This is a genomic window from Spirosoma aerophilum (assembly GCF_054782495.1).
In genome coordinates, this window is record NZ_BAAGSJ010000013.1 from 1,932,371 (window position 1) to 1,958,849 (window position 26,479).

General features: G+C 48.9%; 23 protein-coding genes. 8 read left to right on the forward strand and 15 right to left on the reverse strand.

Going from position 1 to position 26,479, the window contains the following annotated elements:
- Positions 1-20 precede the first annotated feature (20 nt).
- The 5 genes from rpiB to ACYVK4_RS19440 all read left to right on the forward strand — a co-directional run bounded on the left by rpiB (position 21) and on the right by ACYVK4_RS19440 (position 7,412).
- Positions 21-452, forward strand: coding sequence for a ribose 5-phosphate isomerase B (gene rpiB / locus ACYVK4_RS19420; protein ID WP_461129183.1), 432 nt, complete (start codon positions 21-23; stop codon positions 450-452).
- A gap of 141 nt (positions 453-593) precedes the next feature.
- Positions 594-2,360 carry an ABC transporter ATP-binding protein gene (locus ACYVK4_RS19425; RefSeq protein WP_461129184.1) on the forward strand — a complete coding sequence of 589 codons (1,767 nt, stop codon included), beginning with the start codon at positions 594-596 and terminating at the stop codon, positions 2,358-2,360.
- A gap of 36 nt (positions 2,361-2,396) precedes the next feature.
- Positions 2,397-4,523 (forward strand): FUSC family protein, encoded by a 2,127-nt coding sequence (locus ACYVK4_RS19430; protein ID WP_461129185.1) that lies wholly within the window; start codon positions 2,397-2,399, stop codon positions 4,521-4,523.
- Between the two features lie 92 nt (positions 4,524-4,615).
- Positions 4,616-6,601, forward strand: coding sequence for a S9 family peptidase (locus ACYVK4_RS19435; RefSeq protein WP_461129186.1), 1,986 nt, complete (start codon positions 4,616-4,618; stop codon positions 6,599-6,601).
- A 193-nt stretch (positions 6,602-6,794) separates the two neighbouring features.
- Positions 6,795-7,412: a 3'-5' exonuclease gene (locus ACYVK4_RS19440; protein WP_461129187.1), complete on the forward strand. Its 618-nt coding sequence runs from the start codon at positions 6,795-6,797 to the stop codon at positions 7,410-7,412.
- On the opposite strand, the gene ACYVK4_RS19445 is transcribed toward ACYVK4_RS19440, so the two are convergent.
- The 11 genes from ACYVK4_RS19445 to ACYVK4_RS19495 form a co-directional block, all read right to left on the reverse strand.
- Complete coding sequence (locus ACYVK4_RS19445) at positions 7,378-9,273, reverse strand: CHAT domain-containing protein (RefSeq protein WP_461129188.1); 1,896 nt, start codon at positions 9,271-9,273, stop codon at positions 7,378-7,380. The two genes, ACYVK4_RS19440 and ACYVK4_RS19445, sit on opposite strands and share 35 nt — an antisense overlap.
- An 883-nt stretch (positions 9,274-10,156) precedes the next feature.
- Positions 10,157-11,668: a S8 family peptidase gene (locus tag ACYVK4_RS19450; RefSeq protein WP_461129189.1), complete on the reverse strand. Its 1,512-nt coding sequence runs from the start codon at positions 11,666-11,668 to the stop codon at positions 10,157-10,159.
- 492 nt (positions 11,669-12,160) lie between these two features.
- Complete coding sequence (locus ACYVK4_RS19455) at positions 12,161-12,343, reverse strand: hypothetical protein (RefSeq protein ID WP_461129190.1); 183 nt, start codon at positions 12,341-12,343, stop codon at positions 12,161-12,163.
- Between the two features lie 33 nt (positions 12,344-12,376).
- A complete protein-coding gene (locus ACYVK4_RS19460) occupies positions 12,377-13,150 on the reverse strand; it encodes a hypothetical protein (RefSeq protein WP_461129191.1) in 774 nt (257 codons plus the stop codon).
- The gene (locus ACYVK4_RS19465; protein WP_461129192.1) at positions 13,147-13,725 is read right to left on the reverse strand and encodes an RNA polymerase sigma factor; all 579 of its coding nucleotides are present in this window, start codon (positions 13,723-13,725) and stop codon (positions 13,147-13,149) included. The genes ACYVK4_RS19460 and ACYVK4_RS19465 overlap by 4 nt, the downstream gene beginning before the upstream one ends.
- A gap of 60 nt (positions 13,726-13,785) precedes the next feature.
- Positions 13,786-14,937 (reverse strand): site-2 protease family protein, encoded by a 1,152-nt coding sequence (locus tag ACYVK4_RS19470; protein ID WP_461129193.1) that lies wholly within the window; start codon positions 14,935-14,937, stop codon positions 13,786-13,788.
- A gap of 87 nt (positions 14,938-15,024) precedes the next feature.
- Complete coding sequence (locus tag ACYVK4_RS19475; protein ID WP_461129194.1) at positions 15,025-15,663, reverse strand: HAD family hydrolase; 639 nt, start codon at positions 15,661-15,663, stop codon at positions 15,025-15,027.
- Between the two features lie 107 nt (positions 15,664-15,770).
- The gene (locus ACYVK4_RS19480; protein WP_461129195.1) at positions 15,771-16,415 is read right to left on the reverse strand and encodes a hypothetical protein; all 645 of its coding nucleotides are present in this window, start codon (positions 16,413-16,415) and stop codon (positions 15,771-15,773) included.
- A 3-nt stretch (positions 16,416-16,418) separates the two neighbouring features.
- The gene (locus ACYVK4_RS19485) at positions 16,419-16,904 is read right to left on the reverse strand and encodes an RNA polymerase sigma factor (RefSeq protein WP_461129196.1); all 486 of its coding nucleotides are present in this window, start codon (positions 16,902-16,904) and stop codon (positions 16,419-16,421) included.
- 28 nt (positions 16,905-16,932) lie between these two features.
- On the reverse strand, positions 16,933-18,096 hold the full coding sequence (locus ACYVK4_RS19490) for a zinc metalloprotease (protein WP_461129197.1): 1,164 nt from the start codon (positions 18,094-18,096) through the stop codon (positions 16,933-16,935).
- Positions 18,097-18,101: 5 nt separating this feature from the next.
- A complete protein-coding gene (locus tag ACYVK4_RS19495; RefSeq protein WP_461129198.1) occupies positions 18,102-18,377 on the reverse strand; it encodes a hypothetical protein in 276 nt (91 codons plus the stop codon).
- A 165-nt stretch (positions 18,378-18,542) separates the two neighbouring features.
- Here ACYVK4_RS19495 and ACYVK4_RS19500 point away from each other — a divergent pair, with 165 nt between their 5' ends.
- Positions 18,543-19,763 carry an AAA family ATPase gene (locus tag ACYVK4_RS19500; RefSeq protein WP_461129199.1) on the forward strand — a complete coding sequence of 407 codons (1,221 nt, stop codon included), beginning with the start codon at positions 18,543-18,545 and terminating at the stop codon, positions 19,761-19,763.
- Complete coding sequence (locus ACYVK4_RS19505) at positions 19,756-20,274, forward strand: hypothetical protein (protein WP_461129200.1); 519 nt, start codon at positions 19,756-19,758, stop codon at positions 20,272-20,274. Before ACYVK4_RS19500 ends, ACYVK4_RS19505 begins: the two co-directional genes overlap by 8 nt.
- A 54-nt stretch (positions 20,275-20,328) precedes the next feature.
- On the opposite strand, the gene ACYVK4_RS19510 is transcribed toward ACYVK4_RS19505, so the two are convergent.
- Both ACYVK4_RS19510 and ACYVK4_RS19515 read right to left on the reverse strand, forming a co-directional pair.
- On the reverse strand, positions 20,329-21,297 hold the full coding sequence (locus tag ACYVK4_RS19510; RefSeq protein WP_461129201.1) for an acetyl-CoA carboxylase carboxyltransferase subunit alpha: 969 nt from the start codon (positions 21,295-21,297) through the stop codon (positions 20,329-20,331).
- 84 nt (positions 21,298-21,381) lie between these two features.
- On the reverse strand, positions 21,382-22,827 hold the full coding sequence (locus ACYVK4_RS19515) for an MBL fold metallo-hydrolase RNA specificity domain-containing protein (RefSeq protein ID WP_461129202.1): 1,446 nt from the start codon (positions 22,825-22,827) through the stop codon (positions 21,382-21,384).
- Positions 22,828-22,960: 133 nt separating this feature from the next.
- Here ACYVK4_RS19515 and dacB point away from each other — a divergent pair, with 133 nt between their 5' ends.
- Complete coding sequence (gene dacB, locus ACYVK4_RS19520; RefSeq protein ID WP_461129203.1) at positions 22,961-24,505, forward strand: D-alanyl-D-alanine carboxypeptidase/D-alanyl-D-alanine endopeptidase; 1,545 nt, start codon at positions 22,961-22,963, stop codon at positions 24,503-24,505.
- 41 nt (positions 24,506-24,546) lie between these two features.
- On the opposite strand, the gene ACYVK4_RS19525 is transcribed toward dacB, so the two are convergent.
- Positions 24,547-25,011, reverse strand: a complete 465-nt coding sequence (locus ACYVK4_RS19525; protein WP_461129204.1) for a response regulator — start codon at positions 25,009-25,011, stop codon at positions 24,547-24,549.
- Positions 24,968-26,440 carry a sensor histidine kinase gene (locus ACYVK4_RS19530; RefSeq protein ID WP_461129205.1) on the reverse strand — a complete coding sequence of 491 codons (1,473 nt, stop codon included), beginning with the start codon at positions 26,438-26,440 and terminating at the stop codon, positions 24,968-24,970. The genes ACYVK4_RS19525 and ACYVK4_RS19530 overlap by 44 nt, the downstream gene beginning before the upstream one ends.
- Positions 26,441-26,479: the final 39 nt, after the last annotated feature.

A 26,479-nucleotide genomic window follows, 5' to 3' on the forward strand; every position in this document is an offset into this window, starting at 1 on the left:
TTTCATTCCTTTCGTTTATCATGAAAATTGCCATAGGCTCCGATCACGCTGGCTTCCGCTATAAAGAAGCCATCCGACACTACCTCTCCAATCTCGGGCACGAGGTTATCGATAAAGGCACATATGCCGAAACGCCATCCGTCGATTATCCGGTTTACATCCGTCCCGTTGCCGAAGCTGTAGCGGCCGGCGAGGTAGAACGGGGTGTTGTGCTGGGAGGCTCGGGCAACGGCGAAGCCATTATGTCCAATCGGATCAAGGGCGTTCGCTGCGGTCTTTGCTGGAACGAAGAGTCGGCCCGCCTGTGCCGTGAGCACAACGACGCCAACGTTATATCCATTGGGGAACGTATGATGAGCGAAGAAACAGCGCTCAAATTAATTCAGATCTGGCTTGACACGCCCTTTCAGGGCGGTCGCCACCAGGCCCGCATTGATCAACTCGATCTATAACCTACGTCGGGTTATTTAGTTATCAGGTAGTGAGTTATCGTTTCATGTGTTAGTAAGGAAACTAGCCTACGCCCTAACAAGGCTAAGCAAAAGACCGGACAACTTGTTAACCAGTAACTCACTACCTACTCATTAACGACAATGCCCATTCTCTGGACGTACCTCAAACCATACCGCTGGCTGGCCCTGCTGGCGTTGACACTGGCTGGTGTCGCCCAGATATTAGCCCTCGTTGACCCGATCATTTTCGGCAAACTTATTGACGAATACGCCACGAATCCCGGACAGAAAACCGATGATGAGAAAATACGGGGCGTTTTAGTTCTCCTTGGCATAGCCGTTGGCGTGGCGGTTCTGTCAAACATCACCAAAGCATTTCAGGAGTATTTCACCCGACTGGTCGTTCAGAAATTCGGCACCGATATTTTCAACGACGGGCTGAAACAAACGCTCCGATTATCCTATCAGGAATTTGGCGACCAGAGTAGTGGAGTCACTCTTTCCATCCTTCAAAAAGTTCGTACCGACACCGAGAAGTTCATCAACTCCTTTGTCAATGTGCTGTTCTCATCGCTGGTGGGCATCGGCTTTCTGGTCTGGTATGCCGTCACGAAACACTGGGCGCTGGTGCCCGTTTTTCTAATTGGCGTACTACTGCTGGGTGGCCTGACGGGTCTGCTGAGTGCGCAGATCAAAACGACCCAACGCTCCATCAACCGCGAAACGGCCCTGCTGTCGGGCGTTATCACGGAATCACTCCGCAACATCGAACTGATCAAAAGCCTGGGATTAACGTTCCCGGAGATCAGACGACTCAAGGTACAAACGGGGCGCATTTTCGATCTGGAGATGTTCAAAGTGAAGCGCGTCCGGCTGCTCTCGTTCTGGCAAAGCACCACCCTTAATATTCTCAAGCAATCGGTACTGTTCACGCTCCTGTGGCTCATCTTTAGAAATATCCTGAGTACCGGTGAGTTGATTTCCATGCAGTTTATCTCGGTGGCGATCTTCAATCCCCTGCAGGATCTGGGCAATATCATTCTGGCGTATCGGGAGGCCGAAGCCGGCTTACACAGCTTCGATAAGCTGATGCAAAAACCCATCGAAAAAAATCCGGAATCGCCCGTTGTGGTGGGACCGCTGGAACGCCTGCGTTTTGACAATGTCGTTTTCCGGCACAAGGGCGCTGGTCAGAATGCCATAGACGGGGTTTCGTTTCAGGCCGGGTTAGGTGACACCATTGCCTTTGTGGGCCCATCGGGTTCGGGTAAATCGACGATGGTGAAGTTGCTCGTAGGCTTGTACCGTCCCGTCGATGGAGAGATCTATTACAACGACATTTCTACGAAAGACATCCGGTTCAACCCCATGCGCCGACAGATTGGTTTTGTCACGCAGGACACGCACTTGTTTGCAGGCACCATCCGCGAAAACCTGTTGTTTGTAAAACCCGACGCCACCGAAGCCGAGATGCTCGACGCGCTCGACAAAGCCGCCTGCGATCACCTGCTGGCCCGGTCGGAAAACGGTCTGGACACCCAAATTGGCGAAGGTGGACTTAAAATGTCCGGGGGCGAGAAGCAGCGCCTTTCCATTGCCCGCGCCCTGGTGCGGAACCCCCGTTTGTTAATCTTCGACGAAGCGACCTCCGCCCTCGATTCGCTGACGGAAGAAGAGATTACGGATACCGTTCGGAGCGTTTCGGCATTGAACGAACAGATCACCATTTTGATTGCCCACCGCCTTTCGACCATCCTCCACGCCAACACGATCTTTGTGCTGGAGAAGGGTAAAATCGTTGAAACGGGCAGTCATGCTGAGCTGGTTGAACAAAAGGGTCTATATTACGCCATGTGGCGGCAACAGATCGGCGAGCGCAAAACCGGCCTGCTGCCGCTTGAGGCCTGATAACTGCGCCTATAAGTCAGCATAGGCCATTCACGTATGAATAAACCGAGTCGGCAAGTCGGATATTTTCTGTCTAGCCAGTATTTTTCTGATGGTCTGCGGATAACGCTGTCTATCCTGTTGCCGTCCCTGCTGCTGTCGCAGTTTGGGCAGTTACAGGCGGGGATGGCTATGTCGCTGGGGGCGCTGAATGTGAGCCTGAGCGATGCCCCCGGCCCGGTGATGCATCGGCGCAATGCCATGGTCAGCAGCGCCCTCATCAGCTTCCTGGTCACGCTCGTCACCGGCTTTGCCCGCATGAACGACTACACGCTGGGCATTGAGATTCTGCTGCTCGGCTTTTTCTTTTCCATGTTTGCCATCTACGGCAGTCGGGCCACCTCAGTGGGTACGGCAGCCTTGCTCATTATGATCCTGATGATCGACCGGCCCATGGATGCCCGGGAGGTGATTCATGAAAGTGCTTTGGTGCTGTCGGGAAGCGTTTGGTACAGTGCCATTAGCTTGCTGGCCTCGCGGCTGCAGCCGTACCGACTGGCCCAACAGGCACTGGGTCAGTGCATTCATGAGATGGCCAAACTCATGGCCATCAAAGCCGACTTCTACGATACATCAACATCACTCGATGATAATTACCGGCGGCTGATTGCGCAACAGGTCAGCGTGAGCGAAAAACAGGATGCCGTACGCGAAGTGTTGTTTAAAAGTCGGCGCATTGTGGCCGAAACGACGCGAACGGGCCGTTTGCTGCTATTGACATTTGTGGATGTCGTGGACCTGTACGAGCAGATCATTGCCATGTATTATGACTATTCCGACATTCGGGAACGCTTTGGCAATTCAGGCGTGCTGGAGCACATTGCCAAATCTATCCGTCGGCTCTCTGTCGAACTCGACCATATCGGACTGGCCATCCAGTTACCCGTCCCGTTTTACACCCCCGTTGACATTACCCCCCGGCTGGATAAACTAAAGAGCAGTATCGATGCCCTCGGCGACGAAGGCGGTAGCACCCTGGTGATGAAAAAAGTGCTGGTCAGCCTACGGTCGATCAGCCAGCGGGTTACCACTCTGCAAAAGAACCTTGATTTGCCAACCGTAAGCCCCATCAACAACCAGGATCTGGAGTACGGGCGCTTTGTTTCCCATCAGGAAATTGACCTGAAGTCGTTTCTGGATAATCTGACCTTTACGTCGTCGGTGTTCAGGCATTCGGTTCGGGTGGCCATAGCCATGTTGCTTGGTTATGTGATCACCAAACTCCTCCCCTACGGCCACCATAGTTATTGGGTATTGCTCACCATTTCGGTAATTCTTAAACCGGCCTTCAGCCTCACCAAGCAGCGAAATATCGAACGCATCATTGGTACATTGGCGGGTGGCCTGATTGGGGTCGCCGTCCTGACTTTCATTCCCAACCGGGATGTTCAGTTTGGGTTCATGGTGCTGTTTATGTTAGGCACGTATAGCACACAGCGTACTTATTATATCGTCATGGTGATCTGTGTGACGCCCTTTGTCCTGATCCTGTTCAGCTTTCTGGGCGTCAGTTACCTGGGCGTAGCCGAAGAACGATTTTTTGACACCCTGCTGGGGGGTATTATTGCGCTGGTAGCCGGGTATGTACTCTTCCCCCGATGGGAATCCGACCAGCTCAGCAAACCCATGCAGGCCGTTCTGAAAGCCAATATTCGGTATATACAACTGCTGTTCGATAGCCTGTCGGGGCAAACGATCAAACTGGTGGATTACAAACTGGTGCGGAAAGAAGTGTACGTCACATCGGCCAATTTGTCGGCCGCTTTCGACCGGATGTTATCGGAGCCCAAACACAAACAACGCAACGAAAAACTCATTTATGAATTCGTGGTACTGAACCATATCCTGTCGGCCAATATTGCGACGATCACTTCAGGCCAATTGACCAGCGAGGCAAAAATCTATTCAACAACTGTCCTCCGGCCTGTCAAACGCGCGTTGTTTACGCTCACCGAAAGCCTGCATGGTTTAGGCGCATCAACCGACAAACCCGTTCAGGATTCGACAGCAAATTCACCGGCGGTCACTGACCATACCCCCATTGACCCGCTGCTGATTGAACAATTGAATTTTATTCAGCAAGTAAGCAGCGATATTGGCAAGCTCGTGGATCGGTTAAAGTAATGTACTGATTGGGTTACGAATTACGGCGGGCGTCTTTGAACCCTGCCGTTCGTTTTGTACATTCAAAACATTATAAACCATTCACTTACTTCATGAAATTAGTCTACTTCATCTTTCTGATACCCTATGTTCTGGGAAGTATTGGCAGCCATGCCCAGTCGCCTTCCATCGATCAGGCGATTGCCCTGAAAAGTGTATCGAACCCCCAGATTTCGCCCGATGGGCAATGGGTGGCCTATACACTGACCAAAACGAACTGGGAAGAAAATGCCTTCGATACCGACATCTGGCTGGTAAACGCCCAAACAGGTAATCGGTTTCAGCTCACTCATTCCAAAAAATCGAATAATAGTCCGGCCTGGTCACCGGATGGCAAATGGCTGGCGTTTCTATCCACCCGCGACGACAAGTCCCAATTGTACCTCATTAACCCAACCGGTGGCGAAGCACGGCCCATCTCCAAGTTTGAAACAGGCGTAACGTCCTTCAAATGGTCGCCAACGGGTACACAAATCGTTTTCTCGGCTACAGTGCCCGATGCGAAACCGGATAAAGAACGGAAGGAGAAATACAGCGATTATGAAGTGGTGCGGGACGATTACAAGATGATTCATCTCTACCTAATCGACAGCCTGTTCAATGAGAAACCCGCTCAGGCAAAACCTCTAACCAAAGGCAAAGACTTTTCTGTAGGCAGCTTTGTATTGTCGCCCGACGGCAAGAAAATAGCGTATGATGCGGCTAAGAACCCGGACCTGATAAACGGCCATACCTCCGATTTATATGTGCTCAGCCTTGGCGATACCATCAGCCGAAAGATTGTGTCCTTGAAAGGCCCCGACCAGAATCCGGTCTGGTCTCCGGATGGGAAACAGATTGCCTTCGTGACGGCCAATGAAAATGAATCCTATTTTTACACGAATCGCCTGATTGCCACCGTGTCGGCCACAGGAGGAGCACCTACCATCCTGACGAACACCTTCGACGAGAACGCTAATCTACTGGACTGGACACCCGACGGTATTCTGTTCAGCGGCTATCAGAAAACCAGCTCTCATTTGTTCAGGCTCGACCCGGCCACCCAAAAGACCGAGCGCTTGACCAAATCGGATAAGCTGATCGCTACGCAATTCTCGTTCAGCAAAGATGGCCGCCAAATGGCCTTTGTGGGTGCCCTGCCGAATACCTATGCCGAGATACAGACCTCATCGGTTCAAACCTTTGCGCCCAAAACGCTAACGGACATGGGGGCCCAGATAAAGCCCTTTAAGATGTCGACTCGGGAAGTGATCAGCTGGAAATCGGCCGATGGCAACATCATCGAAGGTATACTGATCAAACCGGCCAATTATGATCCGTCGCGCAAGTACCCGTTGCTGGTCGTTATTCATGGCGGACCCACCGGCATTGATCTCCCGTCCATCACGGCGGATCGCTATTATCCGGTCGAACAGTTTACGGCTAAGGGGGCGCTGGTGTTACGGCCAAACTATCGGGGATCGGCCGGGTACGGGGCAAAGTTCCGGGCGTTGAACGTCAAAAACCTGGGCCTCGGCGATTATGATGATGTGATCACCGGCGTCGACTACCTGATTGGTAAAGGCATGGTCGACAAAGACAAAGTAGGCGCTATGGGCTGGAGTCAGGGTGGCTACATCTCGGCGTTCATTACCACCTACAGCGATCGGTTCAAAGCAACCTCAGTCGGGGCCGGTATCTCGAACTGGGCCACCTATTATCAGAATACCGATATCACCCCCTTTACGCGGCAATATCTTCAGGGCACTCCATGGGACAACGCCGACATTTACCAAAAAACATCCCCGATCACCTACATCAGCCGCGCCAAAACGCCGACGCTTATTCAGCATGGTGAGTTGGACAGGCGTGTTCCCATTGCCAATGCGTATGAGCTACGGCTGGCTCTGGAAGACAAAGGCGTTCCGGTAAAAATGGTTGTTTACAAAGGGTTTGGTCATGGCATTACCAAACCCAAGTCGATGCGGCAGGTTATGGAAGAAAATTACAACTGGTTTAGCAAGTACATTTGGGGAGAGAGCTTCGTCAGCCAGAACTAAGTCTTTTTTCAACCCGGTTTAAACGCAATAAACCCCGGCAGGAACGCTACCGGGGTTTATTATGTCGAAGTTATTAATTAAACCCCGACCGGGTTCAAATAATTCCATACCTGAAAAATTGTCGAATAGTTTTCCAATTAATAAAGCTGAATTTTACGATTCATCATTCAACCATCAAAAATCAACCATCAACATGGCTTTTTTAGTCCTCGACCTTGAAATGACCGGGCCCGAACCCGACTACAATGAAATTATTCAGATTGGTGCCGTCCTATTCGACGACAACTGGATAGAGCGCGGCCGTTACCTCACGAATGTGTATCCGGAGAATAAAGATGCCTTTTCGTCATCGTCTGAAAAAATCCATAACCTTTCCCTGGCTGAACTGGAAGATGCGCCGATGATTTATGACGTATTGCCTGAGTTGGAAGAATGGATTTGTACACAGCTCGGTCTACGCGTTCCCAAAGGACAACTGGACCGAACGCCCTATTTGCGCGACGTGATTATTTGCGGTCAAAGCGTTATCAACGACATTAACTTTTTGAAGGAAGCCTACCGCTACGAAAAACTTAAATGGCCCTACTCCCGCGTACTGCTCGATCTGCACACGCTGGCTTATTTTACCTTCCGGGTCTTAAAAGCGAACGGCCGCAAAGTCCCCGACCGACTAAGCCTGACGGCTATTGCCAGTTATTTCGGTTTTGCCCGCGAAGATGGGTTTCATAATGCGCTGGAAGATGCCGTGCTTACCGCACAATGCCTGAAAGAAGTATTCAAGCTGAGTGAGCAGATGAAAGTTGTGGCCTAGACCGGCGTTCCCGTTTCTGCCAGAACCGCAATCCTCCCATTGCACCTATTGCCATCAGGAACAGAATAGCCACCCAGGGGCTGTAGGATAAATGTATCAGCGGCTTGGGGTCACCGACAATGATCAAACCGGCCCAATAATTTGGTAGAGCGCTGGCACCTTCAGCGTTTTTCAGCCAGTCTGTTTTCGCTCGTTGTAAGGCAATGTCTTTCGGCAAGCCCTGATCCAGATACTGATAAAACAGGTCTGTCAGTTCGTAGGTCGCTTCATTCTGCACGCTCCACAGCGTTGTTAACACACTGGGAACACCCAGGGCCGCAAAGCCACGTGCCAGACTAAACACCCCTTCCCCCCGCTGGTCAGCGCCAATACCGGTCTTGCAGGCAGCAAGAACAACCATCTGGGCGTTTGGTAATGCCTGATCGCTCAAGTCGGAGAGTTGCAGGGCCGAATCAGTAAAATAGAGGGATGGTTCACGGTCGGTACTGTCGGCGGTGGCGTGGGTGAACAGATGGATGATTCGGGCGTTGGCTGCTTTTTCAAGAAAGGCTTCCCGCGTGGCATCTCCGTGGGTGAGTAACGTAGATGCGTTGAAACGCTCGGCAATGGGTTCCAGAGCGGCATCCGAACCCGGCAGAACAACCTGCTTTAAGGACGGGGCAAATTCAACCGGTGCTACGCCCAGGAAATCAACCGGGTTTAAGCTCGGCACGACGCCCCGCGAGCCATTCGACTTCAACAGCAACCCGACCGAATACACATAACTGAACGCGTAGTCAGCCACCACATAGTCGGGCTGGCTGGCCGAACGGCTCAGCGCATCGAAGGGCACAAAAAAACCATCGGGCGACACCACAACCCGGCCTTTGGGAATGTTTAGGGGAGCCAGCAACTGCCGATATAGATTATGGCTAAGCGTTAGAAACCGATTCACATCCTCCCGTTTCTCCATTGAGACAGGATCGGACAGCCGTTTGGAAAACTGACGCAGCGATTGATTGTAGGCCCCAACCGGTTGTTTGGTTAAACTGGTTTTGTCGCCTGTAACACTCATTACGTAGAGTGAACTATCGCCCACAAAGTAGGTCACGAGTGATGCCGACTGCTTTTTCAGATACTGCTGCAAATCAGCCAGCGATGTTATTTTATTATCGTATTTATATTGGTAGTAGGCAGGATTAGTTGTTTCCAGCTTTTTAAGAAAGTCATTCAGGCTATCCTGTTTGGCAAACAGGGCCATTCGAGCAACATTATAGGCCGCGCTATTATTAGGCGATAGGTCGGCGAGTTTCTCCTGCTGGCTACTGACCGACTGTTGCAGCTTCTGTTCTTCTGCTAGTTGCTCTTTTGTTAATTGTTGCCGAGCACCCAGTTCGTTTACTTTATCGGCCAGCATTACCGACCGACTCTTTTCCATGAACCGAAACGCCTGTTCCGCATCACCGAGGAGATAACATGTCTCGATTGCCCGTTCATACATTCCCCTAGTTGTTTGCCGCCAGAACAGTTTCGATTGCTCTCCCGTATGTTCCCAACGCATGAAGTCGATCATTTGATCGGCAACGTTATAGGTAGCAAGGGCGGCTTTTAGCCGGTTACGGTCATTCCCAGTTGCTTTCGCATAATCGAGCCAAGTGTCAGCTTTGTCTTGTATGAGGGTTAGTACAAATTCTTTTTGTGAAGCTATCCGTATGAGTTTGGCTTCAGGTAAATCAGTAATTGGACGTTTACTTAGGCCAGATGCGATATTATCCAATCCTGTTTGATAATACTTAAGTGCGGTAGCATATTGTTTCTTTTTCCAGTACACTACCCCTACATTATCTAATAACCGTAGCTTAAGATATGGGTCAGAAGCCATAGTTAAAGCAGTCTGGTAACTCTTTAATGCCTTATTGTACTCATTATCTTTGTAAAATATATGATAACCTATATCTATATAATTGTCAATTATATTTTTTTCATTTTTATTAAATAGATTTATCTGTAAAGCTTCACCAAAAGAAGCTAAAGCATTCTTTCTATTTTGGTATTTCAGTTCGATATTAGCTCTATAACCTAAAAGAATAGCTAAATCATAACTTGTATTAGGACTTTTTCGAGCAATATTAATAGAGACAGACAATTCTTCTTCTGCATCTTGGTATGCAAATAAAGCAATTAATCCTTTTATTTTCTCCTCGCTGTTTTCAAGATAGGCAATGGTATCGTTTATTTGATTCGCTTGGCTCATACCCCGTTTAGCATTTTCAATAGCTTTTTGGTACTCCCCTGCTGAATAATATACATGAGCTAATGTACTATAGGCGAAAGAAACCCATTGGCTGGCGGGCAGATACTCACCCAGCCTCACTGCTTTTCCAGACGCTTCGATAGCTTTTTCTGGTTGGTTAATTTTTTTCCAATAGAATCCTAAACGATAATACGCTTTTATCTGATCTTCACCTTTTAGATACGAATGAGGTTGAGCATATAAGTGTAACGTCTGTTCGACATCCTTTATAGCCGTTTTTACATCACCCGTCAGAGAGCGGGCTTTGGCACGGGTTAACATTAGGTTGACATACGACGAATCTTTCAGATAATGGCAGCGGTCCCAATTTGTCAAAACAGACGAAAGAACCCTTATCTGGGTCGCATACGGTTGAGAGAAAGAAGAATCCGCTAATGCTAAAAGCTCAGTGCGTTTAATGCACTGAGCCTGTCCATACATTGAGATGAAAATGAATAAGACCGTAAGCCGTCTATTCTGCCATGTAGCAACCTCCGTCGCGGATTTCATTAATCAAATCATCTTTTTCGTGAAAGCCTTTTAACTGATGTAGTATTCTTCGTTTACTGGTAAAGCCCATCAGACTACTTAAGAGACTGGCAACTCTTGCTGCCACAATTGGCGTAGCGAATGAAGAGCCCTCGTAACTTCCCCTAAAACCATCAATGGCAAATTCGCCTTCGGGTAAAGCAGGCGAAGCAGTCGGCGGCACAACACCAGTATCTACATACCGAGGAGAATAGTTTTCGAAGGCCATAAATTTGTCATCTTTTTGGATTACAGTCGTTACGGTAATCACATTGCCCTGAATAGCGCTATAACAGGCTGGGTAAATTCTGGGCGCATTGTTTCTGGCAATTTCTCCCTTTGCTTCCGGTACATACTGGCTTCTATTACCCGCAGCGGCTACCACCACAACCCCTGATTCGTCCAGATCCCGAATGGCGCCCAGTAACAAAGGGAAGTCTGTTTCTTCTGTGTTATTTTGATTTGCCGAAAATGACCAACTAGCGTTGACTACGGTAGCACCATGTGTTCGGGCGTATTCTAACCCACAGAGTACGTCATACAGATCAAGAACGCCATGCTCATTTGCCACCTTAACAGGAAGAATTTTTGTATCTGGAGCATACTGCTTAATAAGGGTGCTTACTTTCGTGCCATGCAGCCCTTCGTGGTTATCGGTAAGATTGGCGTTGTCATCGACAAAATTCCAGCCAAACTGCTTTGGATCACTACAGGTAATGGGGCCGTCTCCTCTATGTGGATATGGCAACAGGCCCGAATCCAGAACAGCAACAATAATCTTTTTCGAGTAATCGGAAAACTGGCTTGGCTTACTTAATTCAGAAGGCCGGTCTGGCAGCGGTCTTACCAGCATAGCTGCACCAAAGCAGTTCGACTGCCCCCCGGAATGCTCCCTACCCCCACCAGCATTAGATCCACCGCCATCATGAAGTTTACCAACAGAATTCCCCTGAGCATTGACAATGTCAACTGACCTTCCTTCCAGTTGGTTTATCGATTCATTATTCACCGCTTGCAGCAATACGTATCGCTTTCCATCCGGTGAACATTTCCGGGATTTTTTAATTTCAACCTGAATTTCTGATTGCTTGCTCACTAAAGAAAGCTGATTACCTACTTTCCAGATGGCCTCCTCTTGCTGGGGGGTTATTCCTGGCTCTTTTTTTACCGCAACGATGAACTGTAGCGGATTAATGATACGTCCCCTGGAGAGTATAGCTTCTGCCGGAAATAATCGCCTTGCCGGATCTTTCTCCCGCCGGTTATCTGCCAAGAGCTTAGTATTCGATAACTGATTCGGCACTTCTTCGTAGGGTTTTGTGTCGTCAAGTGGCTTATCAGGCCATTCACGTACTGGACTCGTTGGTTTTGGCTTACTTAATAAAGACAGTAAGTACTCAAGGAAGTGTATCAGGCCATATAGGATTATGCCCAGAATGGATTTTGGCGGTCTCATAGAAAAGGTATATCAGGTTTAATGGTATTGTGGATAGTTAAAAATTGTATTGGTACAGTCGCCTATGCATTTTATCATTTACAGTATCAGCAAACTGCACGTATGAATGTGCTTAACGACTGATTAAAATCCGTTCACGAACTTCTTAGGCTCGCCTTTCCCCTCCAAGTTGCTGTTAATCACCCCCTGAAACAATTTTTTCTGTTGGCATTTATCGAACGGTTAGTTACTCAGGTTTCAAATAGTTTGCTTTTGTTACAGCGCATCTATTCTTCCGATAAAGGAGGGATATTCAGAATAGTATGCTTTGGTTAGTCAGAGGGGACGCTCCTGAGTCAGGATGACGAAAGTCAATGTTATTATAAATCCTAAATAATTTCAACATATCAGCTTTGTCGTATTTACACAGATAAAAAGAAACAAGCCCAGCGTATTTTAATTGGCTGGGCTTTCGTACTCTTATTTGTTAATACTGAGGAAAATGATTTACAATTAATGACTTGTTCCCGCACTAGGGTTAGAACCACCACCGTTAACATTTGGAGCATCAGTAGAAGAGGTTGTCTTTTCTTCCTTGGGTTTTACTTCAGTCTCCTTCTTACAAGATGTAAACGAGATAACAATTGCCAGGGCTACTGTACCTGTTAACAGACGAATTAAACGTGCTCGTTTCATATATTTTGGTGGTTTAAATGGTTAAAGGCAGCCTTACAATTTCTTAATGAATTTCTCAGCCTCCCGTTTGCCGTCCAAGTTCCTGGAAATCACTTCACCGAGCAACTTTTTGGCCCTAGCTTTATCCATCGGTCGTCCGCGCTTGATTAAGGCCAGACTTTCATAGAATAAACCGTAGTTGCTGTAAAGCTCAGTCCGCTCACTCAGCCGGTGAAACAGGTCAATCGCTTGGTCGTAATTTCCTTCACGCAGGGAAACAATTCCCGAAAATTTCAAGGCACTATCGTTTGTAGGCTGGCGCTTGAGTATGTCCTGAAACATAGTACCTGCGTCGGCAAGATTACCACTGTTGAAAAGCCCCACGGCTGTTTTTAAACTGTCTGTCGTCCCCGAACCGGACGTCCCGCCGTCCATGGTCGTCGGCAGTTGCATGAAATGCTGCGTGACGTATTCATCGGTCAGTTGGGTTGCCGCTATTGTCGAGTCCGTTGGCCGGAAGAAGTACCAGCCGAGTCCCAGCAGAACCAATATACTGGCGGCAGCCGCCCAGCGCATGGGGACACTCCACAAAGGACGGGAACGCGTTAAGCTTGTTTCCTCGGATACCAACTTGTTCCGTAAAGCATCCAGTTCGGCCTTTCGTTCTTCACGAGCCTGGTCTCGGGCCACCTGCTTCGACAACACGTAGAACGCCAGGGCTTTGGCCACGGCCGGATCGGACTGGAGAGCCGCTTCGAATTGAGCCCGTTCGTCCGGGGTGAGTTGACCCGTTACGTAATTTTCAATTGTTTCAATATCAGTGTTCATAGTATGTCGCGGAAACGTTCACGAAGTTTATCCAAACAGCGCAGGCGACTGGTTTTAGCCACAGCGGCCGTGTTATAGCCCATTGCCAGCGCAATCTCGTCGTCGGAATACCCCTCTCCCCAGGACAGAATCATGGTTCTGCATTTGTCACCCAGCTCTCTCAGATGCTGATGCAGCTTAGCGACATCGCTTTGGGCAATGAGCTTCTGCACCACCGAGCGCGCTTCGTCGGGCAGTTGCATCAGTGAATCATCGAGGGAAAAGGCATCGTGGACGCTACTTCGCTTAGTCGTCTTTTTGCGAATTTCGTCAACACATTTATTCGAAAATATTTGATATAGATACGTTTTAAACTCAGATCGGCCTTCAAAGCGGTCGCTGGTTAAATTATCAAATACAGTCAGGATGGTATCCGAGTACACACTGGCGCTCTCGTCTTCGGTCAGACGATGCTTACGGGTGCCTTCGTTAATAAAGTATCGGTATTTCTCGTAAAGCTTGTTTTCGAAGATCCGTCGCTGTGTGCCACCAGCCCGGATACCCGCCATTAACTCCGCGTCGGAAAGCTGTCGCATTGGATAAAGAGAATTATATGCGACCTCAAGATAAGTAAATTCAATTAATTGGCACCGTTTCTACGAAAACAGGAATGGGCGGGGGCTAAAACATAAGATAAAGACAATCAGGGCGATCCAGCCCAGCACTTGGCGCTTTGCATCCAGCGGCTCTTCCAGTTCCGTCTCGGGATGATAAATCCCCAAAAACCGACCCAGCACAAACGCAAAAGCCAGAAATCCCTGATAACCCTGCCAGTCAGGATGCAGCCACGATACAACCAACTGCACAGCCACAACGCTCAGGGCGGTGATCAACGACGTCATTTTGTTTTCGCTGATGCGCGAAAAGGCCAGGTACAGAAAGCCAACGTACAAACCAAAGTTGCCCAGTTCCGAATAAAATTCATTGTCGGTAGCTACGGCAAAATCCGTTGGTTTGAACATGCCCAACCCGGCATAAAAAACGAAGGCGATGAATAATATAGGCGATACCCATTGAAACCGTTTGCGTCCAATGAGGGCATACATGATATGCCCACCATCCAACTGCCCAATCGGAATGAGGTTGAGGGACGTGAAAAACAGGGCCAGATAACCCGCCAGCAGATACGGGTAATGAATCATTTCGTATTTATGCGGCAGCCGGGCCGGGTCGGCCACGTAGTTCTTAAAAAAGCTGAACAGCAAATTATCGCCGAGTCCCATCGCCCCTCCTTCCGGTATGTTTTGGTAGGCATAGCGCGCATAATCAAGCCCCCATTTCTGGTACTCAGGATGGATAGTAAAAATGAATTCAGGCGGGGGTAAGTGCGTAAAGCCGTACCATAAGACAACAAGTGCCAACACAAAGCCAGCCAATGGCCCGGCAATCCCAATATCGAAGTACTTCCGGCGACTGTTGATGGCGTCCTGTATCCGAATAAACGCCCCCAGCGTACCAATGCTTTGCCCAATGCCAATCCATAGCGGAATGTAATAAGGCAGCGTTACCCGTACCTGATTAGCCTTAGCCGTAAAATAATGGCCAAACTCGTGCACCGTCAGAATGGCCAGAAACGGGATCGAGAAGTTGAAACCAGCCATAAATTCATCCCAGCCAAGGGTTTTCATCCCTTCAATCGGAATAAACAAACGACCAAACATCCACTCGGCCCCGGCCATGGTGGTGGTTATCAGTGTAAGTAAAAAAAGACCTCCATGCAGGAGGTTGGTGCGGGCACTTTTATTCATAGAAAGAATGATGTATGATGTATGGTATATGATGTCTTGCTTTCGCGGCCAGCTACATCCTACCGCACGGGCGGCCCCGATCCTACATCATACATCCTGCAAGTAGTCTAATATTGTTAGGGGTGGCTGTACCTGTATAGCCTGGATACCTAACGCGGCAGCGGCTTTGATGTTTGCGGCATTGTCGTCCAGAAAAACGGTTTCTTCGGCCACTAAACCGGATTCAGCCAGTACATACTGATAAATTTCGGGCGAGGGCTTCATCATCCGCACGTCGTAAGAATAGAACACCCGCTCAAAGATTTCCTCCAGGGTCGGCTCATTCATTTGCGTCAGTACTTTGTTGACCTGACGAATATGGATCGGGCTGGTATTGCTCAGCAAAAACACCCGGTATTGCGATGTTAGCTGCTTCACGCGCTCAAGCCGTTCGATGGGTAAGTCGAGGAGAATGGTATTCCAGGCCGTATCGATCACCTCATCGGCCCAGGTATCACTGGGCAACAGGCTGCGGATATGGGTACGAAAAGCCTCGTCGTCGATCAGTCCGGTTTCATACTGCCCAACGATGTCGTGCTGCATCCAGAGCTCACGAACCTGTTCTTCGGGCAGGTTTGCCAGCATCGCAAAATTCCGGATGGGGGCCGTCAGATCAATAGGGATGATGACATCGCCGAGGTCAAAAATTATGTTTTTAAGGGTTGCTTTGTTGAGCGTAGACTCCATTGGCAGATTCGGTTCGGGTCTTTTGTGAACCGGGAGCCAAAGATAAGGGGAGTTTTGCAGACAAATGAGGAAAGCGAAGAGCAATGTTGCATGAAGAGTTCTTCAGCTTATTGAGCCTGATCGCTTAATTCGCTCAGACAGTGCCTGAGTTCGTCCAGATACCGGCCGTACATATGGTGTATGTACCATTTCAGTAGAACGTAAACCCCTATGACGGTGCTGATAGCCAGGACTATGGAGATCACCAGAAAGCCTATACCGGGGTGCTCGGGCAATGCGGCCACTGCCGGGTCACTCCGATCGTCAGTAATGCCCATGTACACGCCCAGTGCTCCACCCAGCAAAACACTTACCGGAATCGAACGCATGCAGTAGCGATAGTAGGTTTGTACAAACCGGCTGATAATGGCGACGAGTTCCTCAAGGTAAGTCCGTACGGACCCGGATGCCCGATTGAGTCGAGCGGTAAGCTGGCGGTATTGCCGGGAGAACGCCACCACCTGAACAAGACTTATTAAGACCAGACCCAGACCCACCCACCGAAAAATAGCCGATGACCAGATAACCATTAAAACGGCCAGCACCAGCATGATCAACAAGGACCCGCTCACCTCCCAAAGCATGTTTCGCAGAATACGCTCAATAGCCGAATGAGAGCGTTTCTGAAGCATTGCCTCTAGGTCGCCCCCCGACTTGTCAGGAACATGCTCAAACTGAGCCTGATAGAATGCCTTAAATTCGTCGAGTTCCATTCGTTAATCGTGTTGTATTTTTTGCTTCAGCTGTTGCTTAATCCGGCTCATCTTTACCCCTACATAATTGGGGGTGATACCCAGTAGCTGACCAATGGTGGTATAGTCGTAATCGTCGAGGTAGAGTAGCACAAGGGCTTTATCTATCTTATCTAATTGCCCAATGGCGGTATAAAGCGCAGCAAACTGTGTTTCGGTATCCTGATCCTGAAAGTCGGGCAGTTGTAAAGCTCCATCGAGATCATCCTGAGCCGGTTTTCGTTTTTCCCGACGTATGTGAGAGATAGCGGTATTCAGTCCTATTTGATAGAGCCAGGTAGAAAAGGCAGCCTCCTGGCGGAACGTGGCATTCGCTTTCCAGGCGTTGAGCAGGATTTCCTGAAACAGATCTTCACGGTCTTCCGGTTTGTCGGCATAGAGATGACAAACTTTATGAATGATTTTCTGATGCCGGCGAATCTGACGAACGAACTCCTGCTCTGACAACATGAGGGGCGGTAGCGGGGGCTTACGTCGCTTAAATTAGAGCCTTTTGTTTACTAATGCTAGTCAGCAACTGATGCCTTAGGCGGTCTTCACTACGGATAGGAACAGCCGGAAGCGCTGATAACCCTTTGGCTACCCATTCGTTCACTCGCTCGGCCGATTCGCCCTGAGCGCGGGCCAGGGCCGCCCAGAACAAATACCTATAGGCCGAGGGGGACTCATCGGGCGAGGGCTTGATCTTTGACCAGTTGCTTAACGCCTGTTTCACATCCCGATCGACATAGGCGTACGCAAAGGCCAGCTCTTTCCAGACCTCTATCTTCATCACGGCTGGCTGGTCATCGAGCAGAGCTTCGGCTTTCTTCAGGTGGTCAAAAGCTTCCGTTGTTTCCTGCCGATCAAGGTGGCTATAGTAGGCCATAATATGGGCAAACAGCCGCAGTGATGTTTCCGGCTCGTTGAGCAACAAGGCAATCTGAGCTTCATTGATCGTGGCATAGGGCTGACCCGACTGACTGTGCACCAGCAGTTCAAGGGTGGCTTGTTCCACCGCAGCGGGATGTCCACCACCTATCAGTCGAAAGAACCGGGCGCGATCGGTAAAAAATGGCCCTGTCCGTCCGGGAATGGTGGTGACCAGAAAAAACATACCCGAAAACACACCAAACACCAGACTAAAACAGACGGCAATACGCGCCCCCGCCGACGAATCAGCCGTAAGCGCGTTGGCCCCAACATAACCCAGCCAGAGCGTCCATACTGCCATTAGGAAACTAACGATGGGTCCGGCGGCAACAATAGCAGCAAATTTGGTGCGAAGCGAATCGCTCGTTATTAGCGGAACGGTTCCCGCCACGCCACCATACAGTCCGGCATCCCGGTTGAGATACCATTCCACCCGGTCGGTATCGGGGTTCCGACGGATTCCCAGCGGCCCGACCACCAGGATATAAAAGCGGAAATTCAGGGCCAGACCCGTGAGCAGGTGCCCTAACTCATGCACCAGGAGGGCAGCCCAGGCAGCCACCAGCACACTCACTAGCTTTGTAGCGTCCTCCCATCCACTGCTGGCATGGACCAGGTTTTTCATGACAGCCCCGGAAAACGAATACTGTAACGCCCGGATGCTCCCATAACTCAGAACAGCCCCCGAAAGCGCGGCCAGTACCATACTAAAAATAGCCTTCTTTTTCATGACGCTCAGGCTCCAGCTGTTTTCCAGTACACGAATACAAGACCGACGATCACCAGCAAATGGGCAATAAGCCAAACCCGCTGCCAGCGCGGCCGATGATCCCAGCGTACAGTTTGGTCAAACGGGTCGAAGATCAGGGCGATGCCCATGTTAGAAGCGGCATCTGTGTAAGAGCCAGTGAGCGCAAAATAGAGACTAAGCAGTACGAACGCTCCATACATGGCCCGATTTATGGTAATGGAGCGGGTATTATTGTGAGTTGACGAATTTTCAGTACGCATCGTAGTGACTGGTTTATAGCCTATTAGTCACCGAAACGCACAGAATATTACAGGAAGATGAAAAAAATTTTGCAAATGTGTTGAGCGACTAAAACCATCATGCATGTGATAGGCGAACCAGAAGCAAAAGATAACGTTAGATTTGCAGGCAAACGGTGAAATAAAATGGCAAAGTTGACGGTAAGGAACGTAGGCCCAATTCGCGAGGCTGAGTTAGAGGTCAAAAAGCATACAGTATTTATTGGCCCGCAGGGATCAGGAAAGAGTACGCTCGCGAAGTTGATTGCGATTGGAGGGGATTATGAAATTATACCTTATATAAATCCAGAATCTGGAAAAACTATATTAGAAAAATATGGCATTGATAGTTATCTACACAATGACTCAAAATTCTTACTTTCTACAGATAGTTATGTTTCCGGCATTGATGATAAGAGTCAAGAAGTTAAAATATTCTTTTACTCCCCTGGAGGTGGTCAAGAAAAACTTAATGATTTCACTTCAAAGGATTTTATAGATTTAGAAGAATCAATTAATAATGTTTTATCTCATAGTAAAATAGATAGCGATAAGGAAAAACGTAAACTGGTTGCATTAATTTCAAAACTAAATGAATATAAAGAGGAGCGTTCAGATAATGCCTTCAAATGGGTAATGAAGTACAATTCTGTATATATACCAGCCGAGCGTAGCCTTATTGCTCTGTTATCAGGTGCAATTTGGAGCATAGCATATGCTGGTGTTAACCTACCCAAAATATTTACTTCGTTTGCTCGCAGTTATGAACAATCACGAAATCGAATTCAGTCCTTCAATATACCATTATTCGAAATACGCTATCAAAATCTGCAAGGGAGCGATGTAATTCTTGACTCAAAAAACAATATGTTACATTTGGCACATAGTGCTAGCGGATACCAATCGACAGTTCCATTATTACTATTAATTGAGGAGCAACGTCAGCAATCTCAACGTCGCTTCATTATTGAAGAACCCGAGCTTAACCTCTACCCTACTGCACAAAAAGGCCTCATTTACAGCCTAATGGGTGGACTTCAGCCAGACATTGAGTACAAAGATGCCGAGTGGGTTATTACAACGCACAGCCCTTACGTACTTAGTTCATTCAATACACTAATGCTGGCCTATAAAGTCGCACAACGAAGCGAGGAACTACGGGCAGAAGTTGAAAAAATCATACCATCCAGATGCTGGATCAACCCAGATGACTTTGCCGCTTATTATGTAGACGGGGGCACGGTACGCAGTATCATCAGCGAAAAAACCGGGCTGATTGCCGATAATGAACTCGATGATGTTTCCGAAGATTTAGCCGGAGAGCAAGACCAATTATTCGAACTTAGCCGTAGCGTTCCCCGTGCTTAATCGTATCCAAGAAGCATTCCCACATATTCAGGCTGGCACTTGCTTACAAACATTAACCGATACTGAATTTTGTATTTATGACACTGCTCAAAAACGGTGCGAAATTCAAACAGACATCGATGGGCTAAAGCATTTCACAGTAGAGAATCCTACCAATCGTGACATTCACTTTTTAGCTATTGATAAATGTATTTTCTTCGATAAAGATGGTATTCAAAGGTGCGATTGCGCAGTTTTTGACAGTAAAACATTTTGCTTTATTGAAATAAAAGAGATTGATAGTGCAGCTAAGCGATCGGAACATTACAGAAAGGCAAAAGATCAGCTAAAAACTACGATCCAGCACTTCCAGGGACAAATGGAGTTTACGACAAAACGTATTGAAGCGTATGCCTGCGTTGGTCGTACAATAGCCAGACCAGCTAAACCAGCCGCAGACCTTAATGACCGTTTGGAATTTGAAGAATTAGGGGCGGCTCTGTATCATGGAAACATTAAACGCTTCGCATAAAAAAAGCCGCTGAGACAATCCCAGCGGCTTCTTAATGATAAATCATCAAGTCAATTACTCCACCACGACACCCATGTCGCAGAATTTCTCAATGCGCTGGTTGATGCGCTCCTGCGGGTCGATGGCGTTAAGTTCGTCGATTGTATTGAGGATAACCTCTTTCAGATGATTCGCCATCGCCAGGTGGTCATTGTGCGCTCCACCGATGGGCTCTTCGACAATTTCATCCACCAGTTTGTTTAGTTGCATATCGCGGGCCGTTAGCTTCATGGCTTCGGCGGCCTGCTCTTTGAAGTTCCAGCTACGCCATAGGATGGTCGAGCAGTTTTCGGGCGAGATGACCGAGTACCACGTATTTTCGAGCATCATGACCTTATCACCAATAGCAATACCGAGTGCGCCACCCGATGCGCCTTCGCCGATAACGATACAGATCACGGGCACCGTCAGCATAAACATTTCTTTGAGGTTGCGCGCAATGGCTTCGCCCTGACCCCGCTCTTCAGCCTCCAGACCCGGAAACGCGCCCGGTGTGTCGATCAGGGTGATAATGGGTTTGTTGAATTTCTCGGCCAGCTTCATGAGCCGGAGGGCTTTTCGGTAGCCTTCCGGGTTGGGCATACCGAAGTTCCGATGCTGACGCTGTTTGGTATTGCGGCCTTTCTGCTGCCCGATGATCATGACCGTTTGGCCCGGCTCACCAGGTCGGCCCATTTCGCAGAAACCACCCACCATCGCCGGGTCATCCCGAACAGTACGGTCGCCGTGCAGCTCGATGAACTGGTCGCACATGAGTGAAATATAATCGAGCGTATAAGGCCGGTCCGGGTGGCGGGACAGTTGAACACGCTGCCAGCGGGTGAGGTTCTGAAAAATCTCCCGGCGTAGTTTATCGATACTCTGCTCCAGGATATTCACCGCTTCGCTAACATCGACATTACTGGTCTGAGCTAATTTCTTAGTCTCTTCTAGCCGTGCTTCGAGGTCGGCAATCGGTTTTTCAAAATCGAGGTATGTTCTCATAAAAAAAGGGAGGAGGGAATAAAGGGACGAAAGGGAGAAAGGCTAAAACCCGCTACTCCTTTTTCCCTTTCGTCCCTTTACTCCTTAAAGTTCAAAGCTTTCGCCTTTCTTTGGGATAATCACCTGTGGATACCCTTCTTCGGCCAGCGTGGCTTTAAAGGATTCCATGCTCTCATATTCGCCGTGAACGAGGAAAATATTTTTGAGCGTTTCGGGTGATTGCATCGACACAAAATTAATCAAATCATTTCGGTCGCCGTGCCCGCTGAACACGTCGATCTTCTCAATATTAGCCAGTACCTGATGGTCTTTTCCCTTAATGCTCAGCGTCTGTTGTCCGTTGAGCAGGCGCCATCCCAGCGTACCCTCGGCACAATAGCCAATGATCAGGATGGTTGCATACGGATTGCTGATATTTTCGGCGACGTGGTATTCGACCCGACCGCCCTGTACCATACCCGACGAGGAAATGATGATGCAGGGTTCACCGTAGTTCGACGCGGCTTTACTGGCTTTTGACGATTCGAGGAATTCGAAATTCTGAAAATCGAACAACGCTTCATTCTCTTTGTAAAACTCCCGGGCCTCCGCATTCAGCATTTTTATGTGCTGCATGTAGATCTTGGTACTCTCGAAGCCCATGGGGCTATCCGAAAAAACCTTGATGGGCGGGAAATTCCGCTCGGTATAAAGCCGGTTCAGGGTATACAGCAACGCCTGTGTACGGCCAACACTAAAAGAAGGAATAATGAGCCGTCCGGGAATATCGATACAGGTCCGCTGAATAATATCGGCCAGGGCATCTTCGGGAGTCATCAGGTGCTCATGAAGGCGGTTGCCGTAGGTACTTTCGCAAACCAGATAGTCGACGGGAGGAACAGTTGCCGGGTCCACCAGAAGGGGGTAGTTCTTGCGGCCAATATCACCCGAGAAACAGATGCTTTTGCGTTCGCCATTCTCCATCACGTTGATGACGATATGGGCAGCACCCAGCAAATGACCGGCGGGAATAAAGGTCACATCGACCCCATCAGCCACTCTGAACTTCCGGTTGAATCCGATGGCCACCACATTTTCCATGGTTTCCCGCACTTGTTTATCCAAAAACAAGTCCTTTTGCAGTTGTGACTGACGGTCTTTAACCCGCTGTTTTTTGCTGGCGTTCAGTTCGTTGATACGCTTCTGATTCAAGGAGGCTGCATCTTTGAGCAGCACATTGGTCAGCGCGAAGGTTGGCTCCGTACAGAGAATCTGGCCCTCATAGCCTTCACGAAACAAATTGGGCAAATTGCCCGTATGATCCACGTGAGCGTGTGTCAGTAAGACCAGACTAATACTTGATGCCTCAAACGGGAAAAATCCCGGATGGGTCACGGCGGGGGTCGATTGACCGTTTGATCCGGTCTCCTGTGGACGAGACCGTTCCAGATCGGAACCACAGTCAATCAGGATTCGGTAATCATCCTCCAGTTCCAGCAGATACATACTGCCAGTTACCTGCCGGGCCGCCCCCAGAAATGATAATTTCATGCTTGCAATTTTAACTATTCGGTGTCTTTAATCGCTGTCTTGAGATAGGTGCTTCTAAAGCAAGTTGGGTGGCGCGTATTTCGTAAGTTTGCAAAAGTACGAAATAGCCTTCGAATCGCCTAACTGTTACGGAATGCGCTTAATCCCCCATTTTTCGGCCTCTTTGTGGGTCTTTTTCATCGTCTTGTTACCCAGTTGTTTGACGCTGGCACCGGCTTTTTCACAAGCAAAACAAGCGTCTGACTCAGTAGCTATTCAGCAATTAATCAGGCAGATAGAGACCTTTCAGGCCGGTCCGGCCACGCGTTTTGGAACGGTTGCCTTATCCGTCCGGCGCGTACGGGATGATTCAGCATTCATTAGCTATAACGCCCGAATGAGCCTGCCGTCGGCCTCAACACTCAAACTAATTACAACAGCAACAGCCTTATCTGTCCTCGGTCCTGCCTTCAGCTACACTACCACCCTTGAATATGACGGAACGATCAAAGACAGTGTGCTAACGGGCAACCTCTACATTCGGGGTACGGGCGATCCTTCGCTGGGTAGCTGGCGATTCCCTGCTTATTATGATCTGTCGGCCTTGCTAAAAAGCTGGTCAGATGCCGTTCGGGCCGCCGGTATTCGGCGTATACAGGGTGCCATTGTAGGGGATGCCAGTTTGTATGATGATCTGACAACCCCCGGCACCTGGCCGTTTGGCGACTTAGGCAACTATTACGGGGCCAGTCTGAGTGCGTTAAATATCAACGAAAATCTATACCGGGTATTCTTCAAGACCGGCAAGTCAGTGGGCGCACCAGCTCCTGTACTGCGTACCGACCCGGTCCTGCCCTACCTGAGCTTTCGCAACACCGTAACAACGGATGCCGCCAATACCGGCGATCAGGTAAACATCACTGGTGCTCCCTTTATGAACCAACAATGGCTCGTTGGTAAAGTACCGATTGGCGAACCCGCCAATGAATTCAGTGTAAAAGGGGCGTTGCCTGACCCGGCTTATTTTTCGGCCTATGCCCTGCACAATCAACTGTATCAGGATAGTATTTCCGTACGTAATCCGCCCACTTCCGTTGGGGGAGGACTGTCGACAACGCTTGTCACGATGGGCAAACGCACAGAGCTGAATCAACATAAATCGCCCCCATTGACCGAGCTGGTGTTGCAGACCAACTTTCAGAGTATAAATCTATATGCCGAAGCTCTCCTGCGCACAACCGCACTGGCCCTCACGAAAACAGTCAAATCCACTGACGCTAGTCTGGAGGCATTGACGACCTTCTGGAAAAATAAAGGGGTAAATCTGGATGGTTTTCGGATACGCGACGGCAGCGGTTTATCAACGGTCGGGGCTTTAACGGCTGACAACATGACGGGCATTTTGAGCGCGATGGGCAGGGATAAAGCCTTTCCCCAATTTTACGAAACCATACCCATAATCGGGCAGTCCGGAACGGTAAGAAGTCTAGCCAGGGGAACGGCGGCTGCCGGCAACATTCGAGCAAAAAGCGGGTCCATTGAAGGCGTACGGGCTTATGCAGGCTACTTCACTGCCGCCGATGGGGAACGTATGAGCTTCTGCGTACTGGTCAATAAGTTCACGCCCGGACAAAACCGGGCGGTGACTAAAGAACTGGAAAAGATTTTCGTTGGACTGGTTGGCTTAAACGGGAAGTAATATAACGCGGACGGCTGGTGCCAGCCGTCCGCGCAATATGATTAGTCTTCTTCCGAGGAGTGCTCGCAAACGGTTACTACATTGAACCAGTACTGGCCAATGGCCTTTGTCACTTCACTGAGCCGCTGAAAGGTTGGCGGCTTGGTTATGAAGCTATTCGCTCCGTTAAAATAGGACGTTTCAATATCATCTTTTGCATCTGAAGTGGTCAGCACGACAATGGGGATATGGCGAAAATCATCGTTCGCTTTAATCTCGCGCAGGGCCTCACGGCCATCCTTGCGGGGCATATTCAAATCCAGTAAAATCAATTCAGGTAATGTGTGAGCTGCCCCGGAATACCGCCCTTCATACCGAAGAAAATCCAACAGATCTTCTCCATCTTCCGCGAATGAGATGCGGCTGGCGGGGTAGTGCTGATGAAAAGCCTCTTTAGTGAGATAACGGTCATCTTCGTCGTCGTCAACCAGCAGGATATGAATAGGTTTCTGAAGTTGGTCGGTCATACTGTTGTTGTGATTGGCTTTCTGGTAAAACGACTACAAATGTGGTTCCTTCGTTAGGCTGACTTCGGGCCGTAATATATCCGTGATGATACATAACAACCCGCTTGCAAATGGCCAGCCCGATACCGGTTCCTTCAAATGTACTTTTACCATGTAATCGTTGGAAAACTTTAAAGATGTGGTCCAGGTACTTCTCCTCAAACCCAATTCCATTATCTTCAATGGTAATCTCAAAATACTGCCGGTCGGCGACTAAACCAGCATAATTATCGCCACTAACTGCCTTAACCTCAATGCGAAGCAGTGGCTGCACACCCGGCCGGATAAACTTGAGCGCGTTGGAGATCAAGTTGTTAAAAAGATGGTCCATCTGACTGCCAACAGCCTCGATAACAGGCAGATCACTTATTTCTATCTGCACATCCAGCCCTTTTATCCGTAGTTCCTGATCGTCGAGAATACGTTGAACAATTTCACCAAGCGACACCATTTTGAAATCTTCCTGATGACTGGAAATGCGGGAAAAATTCAGCAAATCCTTAATCAGCTTAGACATCCGCTCGGCCGAGTTGGATATTTTGTTCATAAACATCATACTATCGGCATCGAACAAATTGGCGTATCGGTCGGTGATCAGGTTAGCGAACGATTGAATTTTCCGGAGAGGCTCCTGCAGATCGTGACTGGCAACGAAAGCAAATCGTTCCAGCTCTTCGTTTGAGGCTTCCAGCTGTCGAATCTGTCCCCGCAGCTGCGAGTCATAGGCCAGGAGTTGATCGGCAGTTTGTTGACGGTGCGTTAATTCCTTTTCCAGGAGACGGTATAAAATGGCCAGCGTCAGGAACGTTGTCAACGATAGAGCAAAGATGATGATCAGGGTACTTCGGAACGAATGTTCGGCCTGACGGCTTCGGGTATCCATAAGTACTCGCTCTGTATCGATCATCAGGGCAACATGCTTACGAAGCCGATCCATCCTGCGTTTGCTTTCCGCACTTATTCGGTTCCCTCGTCTGTCGATAACATTTACCTCCATACGGGCTTCGGTTATCGCCAGTTTATCCTTGATTAGCTGTTCGAGAATATGTCGACGTTTTACCTGAAGTTTATTGTCGTTCGTCAGTATCTCTAACTGCTCCAGTTGGCCGGGAAGCGCCTTTATCGCGCTTTTATAGGGATCCAGATAAGCCGAATCGCCCGTGATGACGTAGCCCCTCGAACCCGTTTCAACGTCTTTTATCAACGATAATGTATTCTCCAGGGCGCTGGTTACTTCATAGGTATGGCGAATACGCTGCATATCGGCCCCATACCGGTTGTAACTATAGAACGATATGGCGAAACCCGAAGCAATGAGAACCATAGCCATAATGAATCCGAACGCAATGCGCCGGTTCATCGTGTAACCATCCAGGTTCTCTTTTTTCATAACGTTGTGAAGTAAGACGGAACAAATATAGAAAAACGA

Excerpts from the sequence above, each read along its gene's own strand:
- rpiB (WP_461129183.1), top strand. The coding sequence starts at position 21 with ATGAAAATTGCCATAGGCTCCGATCACGCTGGCTTCCGCTATAAAGAA.
- ACYVK4_RS19425 (WP_461129184.1), top strand. The coding sequence starts at position 594 with ATGCCCATTCTCTGGACGTACCTCAAACCATACCGCTGGCTGGCCCTG.
- ACYVK4_RS19430 (WP_461129185.1), top strand. The coding sequence starts at position 2,397 with ATGAATAAACCGAGTCGGCAAGTCGGATATTTTCTGTCTAGCCAGTAT.
- ACYVK4_RS19435 (WP_461129186.1), top strand. The coding sequence starts at position 4,616 with ATGAAATTAGTCTACTTCATCTTTCTGATACCCTATGTTCTGGGAAGT.
- ACYVK4_RS19440 (WP_461129187.1), top strand. The coding sequence starts at position 6,795 with ATGGCTTTTTTAGTCCTCGACCTTGAAATGACCGGGCCCGAACCCGAC.
- ACYVK4_RS19445 (WP_461129188.1), bottom strand. The coding sequence starts at position 9,273 with ATGGCTTCTGACCCATATCTTAAGCTACGGTTATTAGATAATGTAGGG.
- ACYVK4_RS19450 (WP_461129189.1), bottom strand. The coding sequence starts at position 11,668 with ATGAGACCGCCAAAATCCATTCTGGGCATAATCCTATATGGCCTGATA.
- ACYVK4_RS19455 (WP_461129190.1), bottom strand. The coding sequence starts at position 12,343 with ATGAAACGAGCACGTTTAATTCGTCTGTTAACAGGTACAGTAGCCCTG.
- ACYVK4_RS19460 (WP_461129191.1), bottom strand. The coding sequence starts at position 13,150 with ATGAACACTGATATTGAAACAATTGAAAATTACGTAACGGGTCAACTC.
- ACYVK4_RS19465 (WP_461129192.1), bottom strand. The coding sequence starts at position 13,725 with ATGCGACAGCTTTCCGACGCGGAGTTAATGGCGGGTATCCGGGCTGGT.
- ACYVK4_RS19470 (WP_461129193.1), bottom strand. The coding sequence starts at position 14,937 with ATGAATAAAAGTGCCCGCACCAACCTCCTGCATGGAGGTCTTTTTTTA.
- ACYVK4_RS19475 (WP_461129194.1), bottom strand. The coding sequence starts at position 15,663 with ATGGAGTCTACGCTCAACAAAGCAACCCTTAAAAACATAATTTTTGAC.
- ACYVK4_RS19480 (WP_461129195.1), bottom strand. The coding sequence starts at position 16,415 with ATGGAACTCGACGAATTTAAGGCATTCTATCAGGCTCAGTTTGAGCAT.
- ACYVK4_RS19485 (WP_461129196.1), bottom strand. The coding sequence starts at position 16,904 with ATGTTGTCAGAGCAGGAGTTCGTTCGTCAGATTCGCCGGCATCAGAAA.
- ACYVK4_RS19490 (WP_461129197.1), bottom strand. The coding sequence starts at position 18,096 with ATGAAAAAGAAGGCTATTTTTAGTATGGTACTGGCCGCGCTTTCGGGG.
- ACYVK4_RS19495 (WP_461129198.1), bottom strand. The coding sequence starts at position 18,377 with ATGCGTACTGAAAATTCGTCAACTCACAATAATACCCGCTCCATTACC.
- ACYVK4_RS19500 (WP_461129199.1), top strand. The coding sequence starts at position 18,543 with ATGGCAAAGTTGACGGTAAGGAACGTAGGCCCAATTCGCGAGGCTGAG.
- ACYVK4_RS19510 (WP_461129201.1), bottom strand. The coding sequence starts at position 21,297 with ATGAGAACATACCTCGATTTTGAAAAACCGATTGCCGACCTCGAAGCA.
- ACYVK4_RS19515 (WP_461129202.1), bottom strand. The coding sequence starts at position 22,827 with ATGAAATTATCATTTCTGGGGGCGGCCCGGCAGGTAACTGGCAGTATG.
- dacB (WP_461129203.1), top strand. The coding sequence starts at position 22,961 with ATGCGCTTAATCCCCCATTTTTCGGCCTCTTTGTGGGTCTTTTTCATC.
- ACYVK4_RS19525 (WP_461129204.1), bottom strand. The coding sequence starts at position 25,011 with ATGACCGACCAACTTCAGAAACCTATTCATATCCTGCTGGTTGACGAC.
- ACYVK4_RS19530 (WP_461129205.1), bottom strand. The coding sequence starts at position 26,440 with ATGAAAAAAGAGAACCTGGATGGTTACACGATGAACCGGCGCATTGCG.